Raw genomic sequence first — 21,585 nt, forward strand, 5'->3', positions numbered from 1 at the left:
ATATTTACGAAAATACTTACAATTTTAGATGAAAAAATAGAACGAGCTCTCCAAAACAAAACATATTTCTGTCAAAGATTCTAAAATATTGGAAATATGCAAAAGCAGAACACCATTCGACCTTCCTTTCTTACCATTCTCCGACTCAACGACAGCTTCCGTATAAGCAACTGAATACAAAAAAAGAAATGTTCTTTATTTGTATGAAAAAAATTTGAATTAATCTTCGGTCTTAGAAGTAGAAAGCAGCTCTTTTCAGACGCATGTTATAGTAGCGACCTTTGCGGACAATTTTAATAATCGTACGCCGGTTGACTGCATGCTCATCCTCGTCACAGGGCACATTGTCGTAACAAATATTCAGCAACCGGCTTTCGCCAAATCCTTTGAACCGGATTCGTTCGGGGCGGATGTAGCGCGAAATAAAGAAGTTATTCACCACTTTGGCCCGTTTATTCGTCAGTACATTATTAAACTCACGGCTACCACGGCAGTCGGCATGCGACTCAATTCGAACCTCCAAATCCGGATTTTCAACCAGATAGTCAATGATCGGATTCAAAATATCATAATTCTGTGTCCGAATAAACCATTGTGACAAATCGTAATGAATACTGAATACTTCCAGGATCTGAATCGGTTCCCCGTCTTCCATATCCATGTAAAGTGGATGAACGCCATCTCCTTCCGTTCCCGGATTAAACTGAAGCGCTATTTCGTAACTTTCTGTCGCTTTCGAATCCAATTCTTTACACACAAAATCCTGTCTATAATTGAAATAATTCCGTTTGCTCACCGCCATTGTGTAGCCGTCTCCGGGGAGTAATTCGAAATTTACGACTCCTTCGATATTAGTTAAACTTTGAGCAATGGTGTCTCCTTTCGAGTCCATCACAACAACTTCAGCCAACTGGATCTTTTCCTTGCTGTTATCATCTGAAACAATCATTCGCACCGGAAACGGAATGTTGTTGCGCTCAAAATAATAGAGATCATCCTGTCCTTTTCCACCTTTTCGGTTCGACGCGAAATATCCAATATCCTCATCCTTTAGCAAAGCCATACCAAAATCATCCGCCGGACTATTTATCGGGGATCCCAGATTCTCAACATGATTCACCGCCGAGTCTACAATGTCAGCGCGAAACAAATCCAATCCACCTAGTCCCTCCAGTCCGTCTGATGAGAAATAGAGCTTACCATCGGCCAGCCAACAAGGAAACAGTTCACTGCCCTTTGTATTAACTTCCGGCCCCAGATTTTTGGGCTCACTCCAGGCTCCTTTATCGAAATAGCTGATATATAAATCGGTCGAGCCGTAACCGCCGGGTTGGTTCGAAGCAAAAATAAGAACCGTTCCACTTGCATTTACCGCGGGATGAGCAACGGAGTATTTTTTGCTGTTAAAAGGAAAATCCATCGTCGGCATCCACTGTCCGCCTTGCAGCACCGCCTGCCGGATTCCCAGTTGAACGGTTTGCTCAGAAAGCATATGAATTGTCCGCGGCTTTTGATTATGGGTAACAAACATTTTCCCGCCATCAGCAGCGATAGCCAGTGGACCGTCGTGGAAATTGGTTCGCACTTGAGGTGCAAAAGGCTCCGGTTCGTCCAATTCCCCGTCCGGAAGTATTTTAGCGGAAAAAATCTTCAGATAGGGTTTCTGATCCAGATAGGATTTCCGTCGGGCTCCCGAGTGCAGACCTGCCGAACTAAAGATTAGACTATCTCCATAAATAACAGGTCCTAATTCAGATTGACTTGTATTGACCGACAAAGGTGTAACTGAGAATTTAACTGAATCGGCGTAGAGCTGCTTGATGTGAATCAATTGGTCCTCAAGATTCCTCCCCAGTGAATCATTTGCCAACGCGCTGTATTTCCTTAACCAGTTAAATGATTCTTCGTAGTTTCCGTCCTTTTTCAATACAGTGGCATAGGCAATCCAGTCGGCTGGTATGTCCTTTTTCCGAGCTACTAATCGTTGGTAATACCGCAACGCCAGTTCATTTTCGTCGGCATGAAAAGCTGTATTGGCCATCTTTCGAAGCAACTCATTATTGCCACGATTTTTCTCATAAGCTTTCTCGTAGAGCGGTAATGCTTTGGCGTACACTTGTTCCTGGTAAAACTGGTCGGCCCTGCGAACTTTTCCGTTTTGGGCAAACGAAGACATACATACACTTAGAATTATGCATATAATTAGCCCCAATTTCCCCAAATCGTATTTCATCCGCATTTAAAAATAACGTGGCGAGATAAATCGTCTCCGCCCTGCATTGATTACAAAATTGACCAATATCTCGTGTGTTCCTTTGTTAAACGAATTCAGATCGGTTGCCGTAACATCGTAAGCGTACCCAACCTTCAGCTGTTTCGTTACAAATAACTGTGTCATTGCTCCAACAGCATCTCCAACTCTCCAGTTAGCTCCTACCCATAGTCGGTCATAAAAAAGAAAATGAGCCGATACATCAAGGGAAACCGGACTGTTTGGAACCAACTTCACCAGTGTGTAAGACTTAAATTTCACATCTCGGTTCAGTTCAAAGACATAACCGGCGATACCAAAAAAATGCATTTCCTCTTTGCTGGCATATTGCGATGAATAGCCTACCTCATGAATTTGATTTTCCAATAATTTTGGGATTGAAAGTCCAGCGAAAAACCGATCATCATATAAAAACAACCCAATACCAAAATTCGGCAAGAACTTCCGGGTAACATCGTCGCTAAGAATGGGGTCTCCCTCATCATTGACTTCTAATATCGAATAGTCTGTATTGAAGAAATTAACACCCGCTTTCAATCCAAAAGACAGGTAAGTTCGGTACGCCAGTCGAATTTTAAAAGAATAATCGACGTATGCCCCGGTTTGCTTGACAGGTCCTATCTTATCGGAGATGAAAGACAGACCAACTCCGGCATAAATATTTTTAAGCGGCATGAGTGCCGAGAACGACTGCGTGACGGGGGCTCCATCAACCCCAACCCATTGGTTCCGGGTAAGCAAGTTCAATTCCATGGTTGTACTAACACTGGCATAGGCCGGATTGATCGACAGAATGTTATTCATGTACTGCGTATACATGGGATCTTGCTGTGCTTCGGCGCCATTCCAATAGAGCGATCCGAAAAGCGTATGCAACACGATCAAATACACAGAGCTCCTCCTGCGCAACTGTTTTTGTCCTATGTCAAATTTTGCACTTCCCATTACCTGTCGATATAAATAAATCCACTTAACCGCTCACTCCCTTTACCCAGGTCAAGGATGTAGTAATAAGTTCCGGACGACACTCGCTCGCGACCGACCCGAACACCCCGATTCGCAACACCATCCCAGTTTCCGTTGCCACCATTCTCTGTTCCATAGTTCGCCGATTCGTAAACCAGGTTCCCCCAGCGGTTAAACACTTTCAGGTGTACATTGCTGTATTTTCGCAAACCTTTAATTTCAAAATAATCATTGTAGCCATCGCCGTTCGGCGTAAAGGCATTCGGGATGAAGAGCGCTTCCTCACTAACCATGACCAAAACAGTCGCCTCATCACACTGCTTCAAATAATTACATACCTGGTACACGAAATTATCCTCGCCGATGTACTCCTGATTCGGAGTGTAAACGATTGTCGAATCGGTTTGAACTTCGGCGACACCATTGGATGGCGGCATAACAATGGTCACCGATGTTGGGTCAATATCTCCCTGCGGCACATCGTTCCGAAGAACATTAATGCTGACGTAATTATTAACCAATGCTTTGGCAACATCATCAACTGCCTGGATCCAAACGCCAACAAGCACCGAATCCTGATCCATACATCCGTACTGATCAGTAATCGTTACATAGTACTTTCCAACGCCTTTCACTTCGGGTGTCGCCGAATTTTGCCCGGAAACAATGACACCACTGTTCCCCGATGACCAACTAAAGCTTAAACCATCCCCTTCACTTTGAGAAGCATCCAGAAGAACTGATTCAGCCGGATTTTCAACAAAAACATACGGATCGGTAACAACATCAGGGACCGGTGAAACATCCACCATAACGGTCCGGCTATCCGTATTACCAAGAGCATCGGTCAAGGTAAGCGTGTATGTTGAGCTTTCGCCCGGCATAAAAGTTGGCGACGAACTGGTCGCATCACTCAGGAACTCGCCCGGCGACCAATTAAAGCTTAAAGGTGCCAGCCCTGTACTCTTTGAGGCATCCAGACTAACGGGAATACAGGAGCCCGTTGTAAATTGATTTTTAACGATCAGCACCGGTTCTTCCACATAGGAACTGATATAAACTGTTGCCTGCGCCTCGCCGGCTAAGGTGCTAATCTGATAAACAAATTGATCGGTAAAGTAACCGGTCTCGCCTACCAGTGGCGTATAAACAAAAGAGCCATCTTCATTCAAATCAACAGTGCCATGGGTTGCTTCAGTCCCATTGACCAACGCGTACGAATAATCCGGCGAGCCATCTAATCGTTTATTATCAGGAAGCTGAGACGCTAAAATACCGGAGTTGAAATAGCTTATATCGCCGGCCAGCAAGTCCGTGAGCTCAAATTCATCACCCCAAACGTAAAGGGAAACCGTAGCCCAGTCGCAGTTGCTTCCGTCGCAAACTTTATAATTAAAGGCTTCAGTTCCTGTAAAATCAGGAGCGGGAATATACGTGAAAGAACCTTCCGGCGAATACGAGAAATTTCCTGTCAATTCTGTACTGTTTAGATTTGAAATCAGGATCGCATTTTTATCCAAATCGACATCCCCGCTAATGAAGTTCCCCGTTAGAGTCTCGTTTTGGCCCACAGCAAAATATTTATCGCTGGCAACCGGAGACGCATTTGAAAAGTTTGTATCCAGCACTTGAATCGTCACATGTGTCGACGAGCAGCGAACTGTTCCGTCACCAAGCGTCTCGCATAACTCGTACTCGAAGACCGCATCACCGGTGAAATTCGCCGCAGGAACAAAGGAGTACGCTCCGGTCGTTCTGTTGAAGGCTGTTAACTTTCCCGAAGAAGCATCGGGTTGTGCTGTAACAGTCAACTGCAGGGTCCCCGCATCATATAAATCATTGGTCAATACATTTCCCTGAACTACCTGATTTTTCCATCCCTGGTTAATATCACTAATCGCCAAGGTCGGATAAACCTCCGGATCAGGTTCCGGATCTTTTTCATCCGGAACAACCGTAATGGCCAACGACTGCCATTCACCGGAACACGAATTACTCGCCGCAGCCTGAACCTGTAAAATATATTCTCCGGGTTGATCGAAGTAGATGTCATCAGACTGTTCGGACTGAGAACTTAAGCCAACGGTTGCGCCGTCGGGAGACGTTAGTCGCCAGGTATAAATAAAGTTTTCCGACGCATTAACAGTGAACGCCTGTGTGCTTCCCTCGTTCAATTCAACAGCTGTTTGGCTGAATGCGATTTGAGGCTGAGCCAATGTGGCAAGCGTAAATATATTTTTTCCCTCAAGGGGTTGAATTGTCTGATTAAGGGCATCGGTAGCTCCGGTAATTTCGATGGTATAAGCCTGATCAACGGAGCCATCTCCTGGCAAAAGCGAGGAGTTGATGCTGAGGGTTTGATCGGCAAAAGTGATTTGTATTGGAGATTGGGCTACACCGTCGATTGAAAAATCAAGTGTAATGGGGAACTGACTTTCATTCAAAGCATTCCCTTCCCCTTCATGAAAAGCTAGAGCGATTGAACTCGTATTGATTTCATCGCCGTAACAAACGGTAATGGTATTATTGCGAAACGCGGCGTAGGCGGTTGGAACTTCCAAAATTACAACAGGAACATACCGGCCTGTTGAACATCCATCAGGACTCATCTCGATAACCGCCGGATAATAAGTTCCAGACTCACTAAAAACAATTGTTGTGTTGGCTCCATTGGTGTTACTGGTGAATTGATAACTCGAAGCATCAGCAGCAATGCTCGTACTCACATCGGTATAAACTTGCCAATAGTAAGTACTACCAGCATGCTGTTCAACCGACAAATTCACCGTCTGTCCAACACTGAAATTCACCTGGGCATTGAGCTGCATGGTCAATACCATACCAATGAACAGGGCTAAAAGTTGTATAAGGAGCCTGAGTTTCATTTAGAAATTCCACCGGCCGGAAAGGGTCGGTGGAATTTTAATGAGTTATTAGTTTGCAGAAATTTTCGAAGTGTTTGGAATTGGCTTAACAGTTATTTGATAAGCATCATTAGTATGTGAACCACTTGTTCCATCATATGTGTCAGGCTCTTGTCCTTCAGCATAGTCTGATGAAGATGTGCCGCCATTCTCAATCATCACAGTTGCTGGATCGATTGAGAAATCTAGAACATAATTAGTTCCATCATTTGCTGCAATATTCTGAATCTCCGCTGTAATTGTAACTTTAGAAACTCCAGCTCCAACTGTGATCACATTACTTCCTAAAGTTGTATACGTATCTCCAGTTGAAACTGTCCATATTACATTTCCAGGAGAAGATGGAATCGTGCTATTATCTACAATTGTAAACTTCCAACCCGCTGAGTTCAATACGGTTCCAATTTCACTACCATCAGTACCTGCTTTTTCTGTATACAAGGTAATTTCATATGTCATTGTCATAGTTGTCAATGCAGGCGTGACACCAGTTGCTGAATTCAGATCATCGGCATCGTCAACACCGTAGATGTTACCTTCATCAGTGTTACAAATAGCACTAGCATCTGCAGTTAACACTGTTCCTAAATTGTCTTTCGTAACAACTAACAAATCAAGATCAATAATCGTTACACCAAACCGACGCACAGTAGTACAACCTCCTGATCCACCATTAGCCTCTGTTACTTCCACAACGTAAGAGCCAGGAACGAGCCATTCAATTTCAGTCGAGTTCGCAGTCGGAGTCATTGCATAAGCACTACCTGGAGCAGCAGTCGCAGTCCAAGTATCGGAAGTAAAATCTACACCACTAGTCCAACTATAAACAGCCCATGTAAATGAATTGGACGCATTTGCAGTAACGCTATACACCCTTTTTGCATTGACAATCTCAATTTTGGGATCACCAAATGTTCCATCTCCCTGCCCAAAGGCAGTCGAAGTAACGGCTACGAAAGCCAACATACATAAAGAGAAAAGTAATTTTTTCATTTTTTGAAATTTTGAGTTTAAATTTTTGAATTATCTATCATTTGTATTTTAATTTGGCTGAATATCAGAAGTATCCGGAACTCCATAAAAAATCGCTCCGTCGCTATTATTATCAACTGTCTCAGTACCTGACTCGGAAACGCTGTACTCCCCAGACGCTGAATTAATCGTAAGTGCGACTGTTTGGTCGTTCTCCGAGTCACTCGTAAAAGCATACATTAAGTATAGCGTATGGGCACTATCGTAACCGTAGGTAACTGCACAGCCTCCAGTTTCTGTATGGGCTAAATCTACCGTTCCAACGTTGTCATCGAAGGTAATCCCTGTCAACGTTCCAGTACATGCTACTGCTCCCCTATCAAGCGTGTAAGTCACATCAAATGGCTGAGAATCTGTCGTTCCAAATCCGATACGCCATGTGATCCTTGTTGTTGAGCCGCTAACTCCATCCTGACAGGTATTGCCTAAATCTTCTACCGAGATATCAAAATCATTCTGCAATACAGAAATATCAAGTGGTCTAGAAGCAATAGAGCAACCAGAGCTATTTGTTTTGGTTACTTGTATTTGATAGGTTGTGCCTTCGGTGTAACCGGTGGTGAAGGTAATAGCAGTGGCAGTCAAGCCTACTCCGCTCGTTATTGTTGAAAGGAAATTACCTGAAGCATTCAGCAAATCCCAGGTATAGGTGTAATTATCTGGTGAAGCTTCGCCTGCATCCACCGCGTAATTGTGAGTTGAAGAATAAATTGGCTGCTTACCAGAAGCAACACCTTTGTCGGTTGAATTACTATCGTAGGTTATCGGATCGATCGGGATTGAACTTGAAACAACGACATCCTGTGTTACTTCATCTGATTCATTTCCACACTCGTCGGTAACAGACCAATAAATAGTCGTAATTCCAACAGGGAATTGATCCGCCACATCTCCTGCATCGGAAACCATTGTTCCTGCGTTGTCGTTCCCCGGGTAGTAGCGAAAATTTGCATTTTCCAATATAACTGAGCAATTACCATCTGTTACTTTAGAATAGTCAAAATTCACGGTAAAATCTGCCAAACAGCTTGCATCAGCATACAGGGTAATATCCGGAAGTGGATTGCCTCCATTGACAACAGGAGGATCTGAATCGTTTAACTGAAAAATTTGTGGATCAGAAGTAATATCAACACCATCAATCGTGGCTTTATATATCACTTCCACAGAAGGGCAACCTCCCCCGGGCGGATAAGTATAGCTTTTTTCATAGCTAAAAGCAGTTATCGAAACATAAGAACCACCAATGTAACCTCCTGCAGTAAAAATGTCAGTGTATTCAATCTCTGCGGTCGCAAAGTCTGCAAAGCTATCAAAGGATGGTAAGCACTCAACGACATTATTTCCGTCTTTAAATTCTGGAGCGATCAATTCAACCGTCGTACTACAATCGGCTCCATCCAGGGAACAATATAAATCCTTCAGGGTATTATTTGAAATATCATTTGGACTTGTTCCGTCGGGTCCGGGCTGCAAATTTGTCTTAATAGGATCATGGTCAAAAATATAAATAGGTCCATCACTGCTAATCCAACCGCTATTAAGCGTTTCATCCACTATAATCGAGCCTTCATTGGAGAACCCTCCGCTTACCGACAAATTCCCCATTACAATTAATACCCCACTCGGAGAAATTGTAATCGAGTTTGCAACCATGTCTCCATACACGATCAATGTGTCACAAATTTGAAACCCACTACTCGTTGTGGTCAAGTCTCCATTTCTATAAATCGTCCCGTAAATTGTGGTTATACCCGATTGTGTATTAGTGGATGGGGGGATTGAATATGAAGCGCTAGATCTCCCCCAACTACTTGCGTCCTCCCAATTACCAGTTTGGTTTTCGATACTGAAGAATCGGCTATCTGAATCTCCACAGTCTCCAACGTGAACGTAGGTTGAGTCCTCAATGAAACATCCCTTCGCATTCACATACCGACAAACATAGTAACCAGTCATGTTGGTCGTAGCGTTACTCAAACTGACCGTACTCTCATTCCAATCGTTCCTGGTTTCGGAAAAAGAATAATTGTTCGGTCCACTCCATACATAGACTACCGGCAAATACAAAGATGAAGGAGGTACACCCTGAGCACGCAAGTTGATCCCACTACCCGGTGAGACCAATGAATTCGTAGCCTGAGGTTCACCATTACTGTTCCAGCCGGGAATAGAAGCAGTTACACAGCCTAAAGCATCTTTCAACTCGTCTGGAAAGCCATCATAATTATCGATAAAGTCTTCTAATCCGCCATAATCACAATCTGCCTCTGAATAGTCAGTATATTCATACCCTTCATCACAATTCGATTCCAGATTTAAATTGTGATCGACATCGCCTAATAAATATACCTGAGCATCCTCTTCTATTGTAAAATCAGTATTTCCCGCCGCCCCGTTTATATTACCTTTTACAATAAAATAACTGGCTATAGATAAGGTAACTTTATTTGTCAGCACAACATTGCCATTGACGACAACATAGGCCTCATCATTCATCCTCAGAGTCGCATAATCCTGTCCATTAAATTGCATTGAGAAATTGCCATAAACAACCAAACCACCTGACACTATCAGGTCACCAGTCTTTGAAATGGTAATGTTGTTTGTTTCCGCTTTGTAGGAAGAAGGAATCTCGACCACATGATCTATCACCACATCATCACTCGCTCCAGGCACAACATCTCCATACCAAGTTGAAGTGCTTGACCACAACCCATCCTGTTTCGAAGTTATTGTAGCAGCATACCCACTCCAACTAACCGTCAGTAATACAAGCAGCAGCAGAATAGAAGCACAGCGTTTATTGAGAAAAGGGGTGAAATGGTTCATGGCTTTGTCAACAAGTAAATATCGAAGTGGCATGCCAGGGCAAACCGGATGAAACAAATTGATACTGATGGCTATTTATTAAATGGCAGGAAGTAATACAGCAGTTGTTTGCGGTGTACAATAAGCCTAACGAAAGAACAAATCTCTCCTTAGCTGCCATTTTCTCCTTGGCAACCGGAGATTCACCCTTCCCTTTAAGAGAAGCGTATTGAACATTCCTTCGAAATCGACTAGAAACAGTATTCTTGAAATGGCTTACGTTCAAACATACCAAGCACACCCTCTCCCGTTCTGAAAACAGAAGAACCACTTCAAGCAATAAAAACTGTAGGATTATGACTCCCAACTCTAAACGACACAAGAAACTATAACACTTTTTTTGTAAAAGCTTAGTCCCCATTCAAACCACTAAAAATCCTGTTTTATCTTATGATATTAAATCAACCGCACCTAAACTAGATATTATTAATGCGTAACAGAAGCACAAAAGATCAAAACGACGAATTACTCTACCAAACGCCGATTTCTGTCGATTGTACAATTAGTCTATAGTTTATTATGTAGGAGTTTGTCGAGAAGGAAGTCTTTAAACTTGGGGGAAACCTTTAATTGCGATTTGTCAATCATTTCAACCATGCCACCGTCGGTCTTCACATAACGGCTAACACAAGTTAAATTCACCAGGTGAGATCGGTGAATCCGAAAAAAACCATGGGGAACCAGAAGCTGATCAAACTCAAGCAATGTCCGGCTAATTAATACGGAGGTTCCGTCTTTGTAATACACACGGGTGTAATTTCGTTCGCCTTCACATCGCAAGATATTCTTCACTTTAATAATCGCAAAGCCGTTCATCTCGGGTAGGGCAATAGTTACGTCCGCCTGTTCTTCTGAACGTTCTATTTGGCTGCGAAGATTGTCAATTTCGAATTTGGGTTTAATACCTGAAGTCTTCAAAATACGACTAATCGTCGACTTAACGTTCTCAGGAAGAACCGGTTTTAAGATATAGTCGAAGGCTGAATATTTGAAAGCAGTAATTGCGTAATCATTGTAAGAAGTAACAAACACGAGCCGGAAATCGACCTCGATCAGTTGATCAATTAAATCAAAACCAGTCCCGTCAGGCATTTCGATATCTAAAAACACCAAATCCGGATCTGTATCATTGATGAGCTTAATCCCTTCTCCAACGGAGCCAGCTTCACCCACAATTTCTAGTTCTGAAAAATTTTGACTGATAATCCGAAAAAGAATCTTGCGCGCAAGCTGATCATCGTCAATAATTACCGTCCTCACCATAGTTCGTTTAATTCAACATACTAATCTAATAAAAAAATCAGTCTGAAGACTAACATTACACTATATTATTTTAGACAGATTCAAAGAAAAATAACCAATCGAAACATTTTCGTCAAGATAAGCCGAATATGCTTATTTTTGGAGCCTAAAACAGACGTTATGGCATATATTCTCCAGCTGGAATCTTCAACCTCAATTTGCAGTGTAGCACTGGCGAAGGACGGAAAGTTGATTGATTTACTCGAAAGTAACGAAGGACAAAATCACGCACGGCTACTAAGCGTTTTCGTTCAGGATATCCTGCAACGCAACAAAATAAATTCCAACCAGTTAAGTGCTGTAGCTGTAAGCGAAGGCCCTGGATCGTACACAGGACTAAGGATTGGTGTATCCTTGGCCAAAGGAATCTGCTATGCCAACCAAATACCCCTGATCCCTGTTAGTCCGCTGCAAGCGATGGCTGAACAAGTCATAACAAAGCAAACGGAACTTGGCATTGACAGTCTTGAGAACACCATTCTTGTGCCAATGATTGATGCCCGGCGGATGGAAGTTTATACAGCAACTTACGACGCCAACAATCAGCCGGTAAAAACCGTTTCTGCTGAAATCATCGACGAACAGGCCTTTTTATCGGATTTGGACAGCCAAAAGCTTCTATTTTTCGGCAACGGAGCCGATAAGTGCTCCCAAATCATTTCCCACCCAAATGCGACCTTCATTCCGAACATTTTTACTTCGGCACAGTTTATGTGTAAACTGGCATGGAAAGCTTTTCAAAATGAACAATTTGCGGATCTAGCCTACTTTGAGCCTTTCTATTTAAAAGACTTTATTGCCGGCAAACCGCGAAAAAACATATTAAATACGTAGCAAGAAAATTTACAGTTTTCGGATGTTTTTCACCTATGTTTCCACAGGAATTACATACATTTATTAAGAACTGTGCATCTTGCAAAAATTGAAATCCGGGAAATATGAGAAACAGTTTAATACTATTCTTCAGTCTAATCGTAATGGGAGCCTTCGCGCAACCGACCGAGAAGCTGAAGTATAATCTAAAATATAGCTTCATCAAAGGCGGCGAGGCAGTCATTCTCGTGAATGATACAAGTTTTGCCGGTAAACCGGCTACCCATTATTTTCTGCGGGGACAAACAGTTGGACTACCGGAAGCAATTTACAAGATCGACGATGTTTATGAGACTTTCTTAAATCCGCGAAACGGACGGCCTTACATGCACATTCGCAACATCAAGGAACGGAAGTACCGGTATTACAACGAAACATACTTTTATACCGACAATGATTCTATATTCAGTCAACGATCAGGAGGACGAACGGTCCCACACAATATGCTCGACATCCTGAGTGTTTTCAGCTTCCTGCGCCAACACGACTTACTGGAATCTTTAAAAGTGGGCGATGAATTCACCTTACCGGTTTATCATGCCGACAAGTATTTCATGATGACCACTGTTTTTCTGGGTACTGAAACAATCGATTCGAAACTCGGTGAAAAGGAGTGTTATGTTATATCTCCCAGGATTGATGAAGGGAAATTACTGAAGAGTTCTGACGGACTCCGGTTCTATATTACCAAGGATGAAGACAAGCTTCCGCTGATTCTCGAACTCGACCTGAATGTCGGTGCCGTTCGGGCAGAACTCGTATCCTACGAAAAAAAAAAGCCGACTAATCTCTGATTACCCGTCAACAACATCCCGCCGGTAAAAACAGCTACACAAACAAGCCACTAGAACAAAGGCATTTAAAATTGAAATTGGCGGACGTACTTTTGCCTTTTTTTTATACTTTTGCAGCAAAATTTAGCAACAAATAATTTAATCAAGATATGGCAAGTACAGCTGATTTTAAAAACGGTTTGACAATTGAGTACAATGGTCAACTGTTTACAATTATCCAATTTCAACACGTAAAACCTGGTAAAGGTGCAGCCTTTGTGCGTACCAAACTGAAAAACGTGAAAACAGGTAAAGTGATTGAGAACACCTTCAATGCTGGAGTAAAAGTGAACACTGTTCGTGTTGAACGTCGTCCGTACCAATACCTGTACAAAGATGATATGGGTTTCAACTTTATGCACACCGAAACCTTTGAACAAGTTTCAATTGACCCGGATTTAATCGAAAATGCTGACTTGATGAAAGAAGGCCAGATCATTGAAATTAACTTCCACGCTGACACCGAAACAGCATTGACGGCTGAACTTCCTCAATATGTTGAGTTGGAAGTAACAGCAACAATTCAAGGTGAAAAAGGAAACACAGCCAGTTCTACTGCATTGAAACCAGCAACACTGGAAACAGGTGCTGAAGTTATGGTGCCGATGTTCATCAACGCCGGAGAAACGCTGAAAATTGATACCCGCGACCGTTCATACAGCGAACGCGTTAAAAAATAATCAGTCGTCCAAACCGATTGATCTGCAGCAAAAGCTCCCTCACCGGAGCTTTTCTTTTTTTCGACCGTTAGCTGAACCACGACTCTCCGCTTTCGGCATGCCAATCCCAAACTGCTCCGGTATAAGTTGCGAAACGATTGATTTAAACCGGCCATTTTAGTTTAAAGAAACGCACCAATTCTGTCAAGAACCAGCTCACTTCTTTAAAGAACCGTGTCATTCCTTTGATGAATTGATGTATTTCTTTAAAGAACTAAGCCAATTCTTTAAAAAAGCACATCAATATTTTAAAAAACCAAGCCAGTTCTTTAAAACATCACGTCAGTTCTTTAAAGAACTGAGCCAATTCTTATAAGAATTGAGCTGATTCTTCCCAAAAATGCGTCGACTCTTCCATGCATTGCACCAGTTCTGAGAGTGTCCAATAAACTGTGTAAGTGAGTCAAGCCTTGTGTTACCTATCATTGCTGACTATTTTGATAACGGTCCGGAAATATTCACGATACTGCTGCCGGGCTTGTAAAAGAGATTGCTCCCGAATGACGAAAACCTGTTCATCAACAACAAACTGCTCCGGTAGGACGATGATTGGAAAGGAATAGGATTAAACCGGCCCCAACAATAGAGATCTATTCGTTTAGTGAAGCTTCTTGCTGAGCCGGTTTTTGAGATAAGTCCAGCGCCACCAAAACAGCAGCGAAAAACCAAACCGGAATGGCAGCTTTATCCGTATCCAGAAAGTTATTGAGGAATCCATGGGTGAAATAACTGACCAGTGCCATCAGAACGGACAAGGCGAGGATTCGCTGCTCTTTATTTTCCGACTTTTCATAAACCCGGAACCCAGTCCTTAACAGTGCAATAACGAGCCACAAAATACTAACCAGTCCCGGGAATCCGGATTCAGCCAACGGTCCCAGGTATTCACTGTGCGCATTGCCCCCGTCTGCCGAATTGGTACTGATAATGGTTCTCAAATCGGTCTTCTGAAACGGTGCATACTGAAACATGTAAGTTCCGGGCCCCCATCCCACCACGGGACGTTCCTTAAACATCGCAATCGCGCTGCTCCACCGGTTCAACCGTTCCACATTCGAGGCATCAGTCGACACATTTGAAATTGAATTGAGGTGTCCCGACAGCTGCGAACTCGATTGCTGCTTGTTCTTTTCCAACAACATCACCAGCTGACTTTGGAAAACAAACAAAGTAGCGAGTAACAGGCCACCTGTAAGCAACACTGTTCGAAACTTCACTTTCAGCATTAAAAGCAGAAACACAGCCAGCGCAACGATCAGACTTAGCCAGGCCGCACGAGTATAGGAAAAAACCAAAGCTACAGCAAAGATCAGCAGAAGCACTGTTGCCAGAATCCTCAAAGAGCGTTTCAACTGCTTTTGCATGCCTACAGCGATCAAAGCGGGCATAAAAAACACCAACATTGCACCATAGGACGTGTGATCTTTGAAAAAAGGATTCATGACAAAATTGGCAGCATGATTATCGAAAAAGCCATAACCCGACTGTCTCCACCAGGCATACGCAATTACCGGAACAAACCCGACTGCATAGAGTAACACAAAACGATGAAAGTTATTGGCTTTCTGCAACAGACTGTACCCGAGAATATAGAAAGCAACGATGAACCAGACTTTCGAAATCCAGAATTTGAGCGAAACAATGGCCATACTGCTGGTCAGGCAGGTTAGCAACATCCAGAGTAAATAAAAGCCAATTGCCAGGCTGATCGGGTGTCTCACAAACTTCCGGTCGAGCTTGGGCTGTTGCGAGAACTTCAGCATAAAAATCAGCAGCACTCCGAACACTAAGGGTTCAGTTGGCAAATTCATATCGAATGAAAGTCCCGGAATAAGTTCCTTCAGGGCCACACTTAGCGGCGTAAAAAATACGATCAGCAACAACAGATAATCCAGTCTGGAGAGGCCCAATAAAACAAAAGCCAATGCGAAAGGCAAAACGCTAAGCCACAAACTATCCTTCGCAATGACCAGGTAGAAGTTCAGCGCCAGGAAAATAACGGACACCGCATAAAACAGCCCTATTTTGATCCTTTCGGCGGACAAAGCTTAGGATTTTTTGATGTTAAGCGAATCGAAAAGCAACAGTAGCATCATGGCCAAAAACTCAACAGAGATTAAACTGGCCAACACGATCAACCAGCGGGTAGGATATGATTTTTTGTCGGCAGGGAAAGGTTCTTCGACGACCATGGCGAAGCGGTCATTCCGATTTACCAAACTGTATGATTCTTCCACTTGCCGACTAATTTCGTCGCGTTGTTTTTCAAGCTCCAGCGTTTTCATTTCCATTTGCCTGAAAGCCCCACCCTTTTCGGCCAGTACGTCGAGGCGTTTTTGCAGTTCATTGACCGACGAACGGGCAGCTCCGCGAGCAAGTGCTTCAGCATAGCCCAAGGTTAACTGCTGCGCCTGGTTTTCGTAATCCAGAATTCCATATTCCTGCCGGAACATTTCCATTTTACGATTCAGACTATCAAGCTCGGCCTGTTTCCGTTCCAGATCTTTCTGATAAGTCAGTAATTCCTCCGAATATTTTGCCCGCCGCATCTCTAACATCTTCACATTGTAAAAAGCGATTAACGAGTCAACCATGGCACAGGCAATCTCCGGATCGGCATCCAACACGCTAAGTTCAATGGTCTCAAACCGTGTTTTCGAACTCGAAACATGCTCGTCGTATTCCTTCAGCACGTGTGTCTGTGCAAAACGATCACCTGACTTAATTTCGTAGCGTTCTGTCAAGCCAAATGAATCAATCATCTTCCGTTTAATATCGGTAGAAGAGATAATTTCCAACAGCTGCTCACTTTCAGATTCTTCTGAAAAAGCCTTGACATTGGTCGGATAAATTCGAGCTTGTGATTTGAAAAGCGGAGTAATGAAAAACGGGGATGAAAACAGGGCTGCCAGAATCACTGCAACAAATCCAATCACAATCAAATGTATTTTCCAGTGCAGAATTTGCTTAATCAAAGACTGGCTTTCCAAAAAGTTTTTCATACAGCAAGGTTGAATAATAAAAGTCGTATGCATTAAAACGCACAGATCCCTTGTTTAGTACAAGAGATCTGTGCAACAATGCTTTTATTCGGCTATCAGCAAGAAATAATTTTTCTTGCCTTTTTGAACCAGAACGTATTTATCGCCAATCAGGAAATCGCTATTGATTTCGCCTTCCTGATCAGTAAATTTTTCTTTATTGATACTTAGTCCGTTGCCTTTTATCGTACGGCGCAATTCCCCTTTGGAAGGGAAAACAGCAGCCTGATCAGCCAACAGATCCAGCACATTAACGCCACTTGTCAACGCTGACTTTGAAACCGCAAATTGCGGAACACCTTCAAAAACAGCCAGGAAAGTTTGTTCATCCAAACGGCGAAGGTTTTCAGCAGTACCCCGTCCAAACAGGATTTGTGACGCCTCAACCGCCATCTCGTAATCCTCGCGCGAGTGCACCAATACGGTCACTTCCTCGGCCAGTTTCTTTTGCAATTCGCGTTCGTGCGGAGTGGCCTTGTGTTGGTCAATCAACGCATCAATCTCTTCTTTGCCCAACAGGGTGAAAATTTTGATGTAGCTCTCAGCGTCTTCATCGGATGTATTCAACCAAAACTGGTAAAATTTATAGGGTGATGTCAACTTCGGATCCAGCCAAACGTTTCCGGACTCCGTTTTTCCGAATTTTGTTCCGTCAGCTTTCTTAATCAACGGAATGGTCAGTGCAAAGGCATCATTGCCCGACTTGCGGCGAATCAACTCTGTACCGGTCGTAATATTTCCCCATTGGTCAGAACCACCCATTTGCAATTTGCAATTCATATGTTCGTTCAACCAGTAAAAGTCGTATCCCTGCACCAACTGGTAAGTGAATTCGGTAAACGACATACCGGATTTTGCTTCCGGATTCAACCGCTTTTTCACGGAATCTTTGGCCATCATATAATTCACGGTAATGTGCTTACCAATGTCGCGGATAAATTCAAGGAAACTGATTTGCTTCATCCAGTCATAGTTGTTCACCATGACGGCTTTATTTTCGGCATCACTGTCAAAGTCCAGGAACTTGGCCAACTGATTCCGGATTCCGGTCAGGTTACGCTCCAATGTTTCTTCGTTCAATAAATTACGCTCCTGAGATTTACCTGAAGGGTCACCAATCATTCCGGTGGCTCCGCCAACCAAGGCAATTGGTTTATGGCCAGCAAGCTGATAACGCTTCAACAACATGATTGGAGCAAGGCTTCCAATGTGTAACGATTCAGCTGTCGGATCGAATCCAACATAAGCAGCTGTCATTTCTTTTTTCAGTTGTTCCTCAGTTCCGGGCATCATATCATGCAACATGCCCCGCCAGCTTAATTCTTCAACAAAATTCATTGTATTGGTCTCTATTTAATGATCTGTAATTCGATTATTTGATTCAATTTCGCCCCCATACGTATCCGAAATAAAAATCCGGGCAAAGATATAAAAATGAACCGTTAAGCGGGCCATCCTGCCGGCATTAAATCAGTCGCCGATTCGCCGGCCACCTATCATGCAAACATAAAGGCATTGTAAATGACGTACGCAAATGCGATCGCAATACAGAGGGAGTAAATTCCGCCAAGAAGCATATGTTTCACAAAGGTCTTCCAATAGCGCTGTTGATAGAATCGACGCAAGGCCAAATAAATATAGACCTGGATCATCAAAAAGGCCATGAAATAAATCCACCCGGGCAAGTGCCAGATCAATGCCAACACAACGACAACAATGTTGATCAGAAATACGAACGAATGAACATGGACCGAGAAGACGAGGTGGCGGATGAAGTGCATTTTTCGCTTCCGGTAAAACAAAGCCAGGAATACCGCAAAAATAGGCAACATGGCAAAGAATGCCCAGGAAAGATATTTCAAAATAGCATTGGTCAGCGCTCGTGGCGAACTCAAAACCCGTTTCATTTGCAACAGGGTTTTACGGTCCTCCTGCCCTTTCTCTTCTTGAAGCTTCTCATCAATTTTCTGAGATAGCAACTCCAGTTTCGACTCCAGTGAATTCTTAGCGAGAAGCTCATCCACATTGACTTCCATTCCCGAGCCAAGTGTGTCCAATTCTTCTTCGGTAAGTACGAAGGAAGAATCGGAAAATTCCTTGTTTATTGAATCAACTATCGCCACTCCTTCAGCAGCATTTGGCTCCCAGCCAATCGGTTCTTTCAGCGCCTTTCCTGTCAGGATTTGCAACAACAGAAACAATAAAAAGCTGAGGAAAATAAAAGTTCGAAACGGAGGAGCATAACGTTCCCGACGGCCGGCTAAAAACTCGCTTGTCAGAAACCCCGGCTTAAGCGCTAAATATTGAAAGGTCTTAAAAAAACGGGAATCAAACGAGAAAAAGTTACCCATAAAATCATAAACCACGAATCCGAAAGGACGGTCAAATTCGCTATCCGATTGCCCGCAGTTCGGACAATAATACCCTTTAAAGACCGTCTCGCAGTTTGGACACTCATGCGGCTCCAGTTCCTCAAAAGGAACTTTCTCTTGTTTAAACCACTTTGTGAATTTCATCTTTTAACTTTGATTTGTTCGGTTGATCCTGATCGTCCCAGAAATTCAAGAACGGGAGTAACGTTGGCACCAGGTTTTTCAACGGCTCATACACACGAGACTCTTCCTTTGTATCTTTCGATATGATATGGGCATCTTCATCAATCCGATCAAAAAAGACCAAAACAATACTGAGGATCAACGCCGTTTTCAGCACGCCAAACAGCAGGCCTGCCAAATGATTCAACAAGCCCAAAGCCATCGCTTCAACCAGGCTGGTTAAGACATTTCCCAAAATATGAACGACAACGAGAATCAACACGAAGGTGATAAAAAAAGCAATCAACCCGATATGTTCTGTATCCCAGTTAAAGGTGCCGGTCAGGAAGTCAGCTGTAAAATAGGAAAAATGTATGGCTCCCCAGATTCCTAAAATCAACGCAGCCAAGGACGCCACCTCAACAACGAAACCTTTAATGAAACCGCGCACTGCCGCGATAATTAACAAAACACCCAGGATGATATCAATATAGTTCATACTTTCAGAAAAAAGATTATTGTTGAGTAAAAATAGAAAATTATTTGTTGCCGCAATTTTCGGCTTCCGCGATTACTTTGCTTTTGTTCACAAAAATTATCAATTCGGTGAAGTTCTTTCACTCGGAAAACGCTATTTTCGTTACAAACGTAAGGACGATAAACATATGGCAATCATTAACTCCATTGTCAATTGGCTGAATTTCAAACGAATTTATGAAATTGACCTGTTCAAAAAGCATCCAATTGATACACAGCGGGAAGTCTTATTCGAATTACTTGATCAGGCTCGCGACACAGAGTTTGGAGAACAATACAATTTTAGAGGGATTACCACAGAAGCTGAATTTAAAAAGCGAATTCCAATACGAAGCTACGAAGACTTCTCTCCCTATATTGATCGGCTTTTAAAAGGCGAGAAAAACATTTTATGGCCCGGTGAAACCAAATGGTTTGCCAAGTCATCGGGAACGACCAATGATAAAAGTAAGTTTATCCCGGTTAGTAAACATTCGCTGGAAGATGTGCATTACCGCGGGTTCAAAGACGTGCTGGCTTTGTACTTAAAAAACAATCCGGAATCGGGTGTCCTGCTCGGAAAATCTCTGACCTTAGGAGGCAGCCATCGGGTGAACAGTTTCAACAACAACTCATTTTACGGCGACCTATCAGCTATCTTAATTGAAAACACGCCTTTCTGGTCAGATTTCATTCGAACACCACCGGCCGACGTCGCGCTGATCGAAGAATTTGATGAGAAGGTTGCCAAAATCATTGAACAGTCGCGCGACGAAAATGTGACATCGCTGGCGGGTGTTCCCTCCTGGAACCTAGTTTTACTGAATCGCGTGTTGGAAGCAACAGGCAAAAAAAATATTTTGGATGTTTGGCCAAACCTCGAAGTGTTTATTCACGGCGGAATTAAATTCGATCCGTACAGGGAACAATACCGCCAAATTATCCCGTCGGACGACATGAGATACATGGAAACCTATAATGCTTCTGAAGGTTTCTTCGCCATTCAGGACAACCCGGAAACTACCGACTTATTATTGATGCTCGACTACGGGATTTATTACGAATTCATTCCCATGGACCGGTTCCATGAAGAAAATCCTCCCGCATTGAGTTTAGAAGAAGTCGAGCTGGAGAAGAATTACGCCATGGTCATCAGTACAAATGGCGGCTTGTGGCGTTATTTGATTGGTGATACGGTAAAGTTTACCCGTCGAAATCCGTTCAAAATAAAGATTACCGGTAGAACAAAACACTACATCAATGCGTTTGGCGAGGAGCTGATTATTGACAATGCGGAAGAAGCTTTAAAAGTGGCTTGCAATCGGACACAGGCAACGATTCTGGAATATACCGCCGGCCCGGTGTTTATGGGTGAAAACCAAAAAGGAGCTCACCAATGGATCATCGAGTTTGACCAAAAGCCGGACGATTTGGAACACTTTATCTCGGTATTGGATGGTACGCTGAAAACACTGAACTCCGACTATGAAGCCAAACGCCATAAAAATATAACCCTGGAACGACCGCATATCACATTAGCTCCTGAAGGTTTGTTTTATGAGTGGATGAAACAACGGGGAAAAATAGGCGGGCAAAACAAAATTCCGCGTTTAGCGAACGATCGGATATACCTGGATCAGCTTTTAGAGCTGCAGAAAAATAAATTTGATAATTAAGCAGTCCGGCATAAGGCATTTTATAA

At 43.1% G+C, this 21,585-nt stretch carries 15 protein-coding genes; 4 read left to right on the forward strand and 11 right to left on the reverse strand.

Annotation, left to right across the window (positions count from 1 at the left end):
• Positions 1–232 precede the first annotated feature (232 nt).
• The 6 genes from GJV22_RS05945 to GJV22_RS05970 form a co-directional block, all read right to left on the reverse strand.
• Positions 233–2,176 (reverse strand): OmpA family protein, encoded by a 1,944-nt coding sequence (locus GJV22_RS05945; protein ID WP_163710072.1) that lies wholly within the window; start codon positions 2,174–2,176, stop codon positions 233–235.
• Positions 2,177–2,239: 63 nt separating this feature from the next.
• Entirely contained in the window at positions 2,240–3,217 is a 978-nt protein-coding gene (locus GJV22_RS05950; RefSeq protein ID WP_163710075.1) for a PorP/SprF family type IX secretion system membrane protein, read from the reverse strand.
• Positions 3,217–6,123 (reverse strand): Ig-like domain-containing protein, encoded by a 2,907-nt coding sequence (locus GJV22_RS05955; protein WP_163710077.1) that lies wholly within the window; start codon positions 6,121–6,123, stop codon positions 3,217–3,219. The genes GJV22_RS05950 and GJV22_RS05955 overlap by 1 nt, the downstream gene beginning before the upstream one ends.
• A gap of 48 nt (positions 6,124–6,171) precedes the next feature.
• Positions 6,172–7,155: a hypothetical protein gene (locus tag GJV22_RS05960; RefSeq protein ID WP_163710081.1), complete on the reverse strand. Its 984-nt coding sequence runs from the start codon at positions 7,153–7,155 to the stop codon at positions 6,172–6,174.
• Positions 7,156–7,203: 48 nt separating this feature from the next.
• Positions 7,204–10,059: a hypothetical protein gene (locus tag GJV22_RS05965; RefSeq protein ID WP_163710084.1), complete on the reverse strand. Its 2,856-nt coding sequence runs from the start codon at positions 10,057–10,059 to the stop codon at positions 7,204–7,206.
• Positions 10,060–10,572: 513 nt separating this feature from the next.
• Entirely contained in the window at positions 10,573–11,328 is a 756-nt protein-coding gene (locus GJV22_RS05970; protein WP_163710087.1) for a LytR/AlgR family response regulator transcription factor, read from the reverse strand.
• A 159-nt stretch (positions 11,329–11,487) separates the two neighbouring features.
• Here GJV22_RS05970 and tsaB point away from each other — a divergent pair, with 159 nt between their 5' ends.
• The 3 genes from tsaB (at position 11,488) to efp (ending at position 13,753) form a co-directional block, all read left to right on the forward strand.
• Positions 11,488–12,201 (forward strand): tRNA (adenosine(37)-N6)-threonylcarbamoyltransferase complex dimerization subunit type 1 TsaB, encoded by a 714-nt coding sequence (gene tsaB / locus GJV22_RS05975; protein WP_163710090.1) that lies wholly within the window; start codon positions 11,488–11,490, stop codon positions 12,199–12,201.
• Positions 12,202–12,305: 104 nt separating this feature from the next.
• The gene (locus GJV22_RS05980; RefSeq protein WP_163710093.1) at positions 12,306–13,034 is read left to right on the forward strand and encodes a DUF3108 domain-containing protein; all 729 of its coding nucleotides are present in this window, start codon (positions 12,306–12,308) and stop codon (positions 13,032–13,034) included.
• A gap of 149 nt (positions 13,035–13,183) precedes the next feature.
• The gene (gene efp / locus GJV22_RS05985) at positions 13,184–13,753 is read left to right on the forward strand and encodes an elongation factor P (protein WP_163710096.1); all 570 of its coding nucleotides are present in this window, start codon (positions 13,184–13,186) and stop codon (positions 13,751–13,753) included.
• A gap of 629 nt (positions 13,754–14,382) precedes the next feature.
• On the opposite strand, the gene GJV22_RS05990 is transcribed toward efp, so the two are convergent.
• The 5 genes from GJV22_RS05990 to GJV22_RS06010 all read right to left on the reverse strand — a co-directional run bounded on the left by GJV22_RS05990 (position 14,383) and on the right by GJV22_RS06010 (position 19,866).
• Complete coding sequence (locus GJV22_RS05990; RefSeq protein ID WP_163710099.1) at positions 14,383–15,837, reverse strand: O-antigen ligase family protein; 1,455 nt, start codon at positions 15,835–15,837, stop codon at positions 14,383–14,385.
• 3 nt (positions 15,838–15,840) lie between these two features.
• Entirely contained in the window at positions 15,841–16,794 is a 954-nt protein-coding gene (locus tag GJV22_RS05995) for a GumC domain-containing protein (protein WP_163710102.1), read from the reverse strand.
• A gap of 84 nt (positions 16,795–16,878) precedes the next feature.
• A complete protein-coding gene (tyrS, locus tag GJV22_RS06000; protein WP_163710105.1) occupies positions 16,879–18,171 on the reverse strand; it encodes a tyrosine--tRNA ligase in 1,293 nt (430 codons plus the stop codon).
• Between the two features lie 158 nt (positions 18,172–18,329).
• Entirely contained in the window at positions 18,330–19,349 is a 1,020-nt protein-coding gene (locus tag GJV22_RS06005; protein WP_163710108.1) for a DUF3667 domain-containing protein, read from the reverse strand.
• Positions 19,327–19,866 (reverse strand): CvpA family protein, encoded by a 540-nt coding sequence (locus tag GJV22_RS06010; RefSeq protein WP_163710110.1) that lies wholly within the window; start codon positions 19,864–19,866, stop codon positions 19,327–19,329. Before GJV22_RS06010 ends, GJV22_RS06005 begins: the two co-directional genes overlap by 23 nt.
• Positions 19,867–19,888: 22 nt before the next feature.
• Between GJV22_RS06010 and GJV22_RS06015 the strand changes: the two genes are divergently transcribed.
• Positions 19,889–21,559: a GH3 auxin-responsive promoter family protein gene (locus GJV22_RS06015; RefSeq protein WP_238480287.1), complete on the forward strand. Its 1,671-nt coding sequence runs from the start codon at positions 19,889–19,891 to the stop codon at positions 21,557–21,559.
• Positions 21,560–21,585: the final 26 nt, after the last annotated feature.

The organism is Mangrovibacterium lignilyticum (assembly GCF_010882175.1).
Classification (GTDB): domain Bacteria; phylum Bacteroidota; class Bacteroidia; order Bacteroidales; family Prolixibacteraceae; genus Mangrovibacterium; species Mangrovibacterium lignilyticum.

Excerpts from the sequence above, each read along its gene's own strand:
- GJV22_RS05945 (WP_163710072.1), bottom strand. The coding sequence starts at position 2,176 with ATGTCTTCGTTTGCCCAAAACGGAAAAGTTCGCAGGGCCGACCAGTTT.
- GJV22_RS05950 (WP_163710075.1), bottom strand. The coding sequence starts at position 3,217 with ATGGGAAGTGCAAAATTTGACATAGGACAAAAACAGTTGCGCAGGAGG.
- GJV22_RS05955 (WP_163710077.1), bottom strand. The coding sequence starts at position 6,123 with ATGAAACTCAGGCTCCTTATACAACTTTTAGCCCTGTTCATTGGTATG.
- GJV22_RS05960 (WP_163710081.1), bottom strand. The coding sequence starts at position 7,155 with ATGAAAAAATTACTTTTCTCTTTATGTATGTTGGCTTTCGTAGCCGTT.
- GJV22_RS05965 (WP_163710084.1), bottom strand. The coding sequence starts at position 10,059 with ATGCCACTTCGATATTTACTTGTTGACAAAGCCATGAACCATTTCACC.
- GJV22_RS05970 (WP_163710087.1), bottom strand. The coding sequence starts at position 11,328 with ATGGTGAGGACGGTAATTATTGACGATGATCAGCTTGCGCGCAAGATT.
- tsaB (WP_163710090.1), top strand. The coding sequence starts at position 11,488 with ATGGCATATATTCTCCAGCTGGAATCTTCAACCTCAATTTGCAGTGTA.
- GJV22_RS05980 (WP_163710093.1), top strand. The coding sequence starts at position 12,306 with ATGAGAAACAGTTTAATACTATTCTTCAGTCTAATCGTAATGGGAGCC.
- efp (WP_163710096.1), top strand. The coding sequence starts at position 13,184 with ATGGCAAGTACAGCTGATTTTAAAAACGGTTTGACAATTGAGTACAAT.
- GJV22_RS05995 (WP_163710102.1), bottom strand. The coding sequence starts at position 16,794 with ATGAAAAACTTTTTGGAAAGCCAGTCTTTGATTAAGCAAATTCTGCAC.
- tyrS (WP_163710105.1), bottom strand. The coding sequence starts at position 18,171 with ATGAATTTTGTTGAAGAATTAAGCTGGCGGGGCATGTTGCATGATATG.
- GJV22_RS06005 (WP_163710108.1), bottom strand. The coding sequence starts at position 19,349 with ATGAAATTCACAAAGTGGTTTAAACAAGAGAAAGTTCCTTTTGAGGAA.
- GJV22_RS06010 (WP_163710110.1), bottom strand. The coding sequence starts at position 19,866 with ATGAACTATATTGATATCATCCTGGGTGTTTTGTTAATTATCGCGGCA.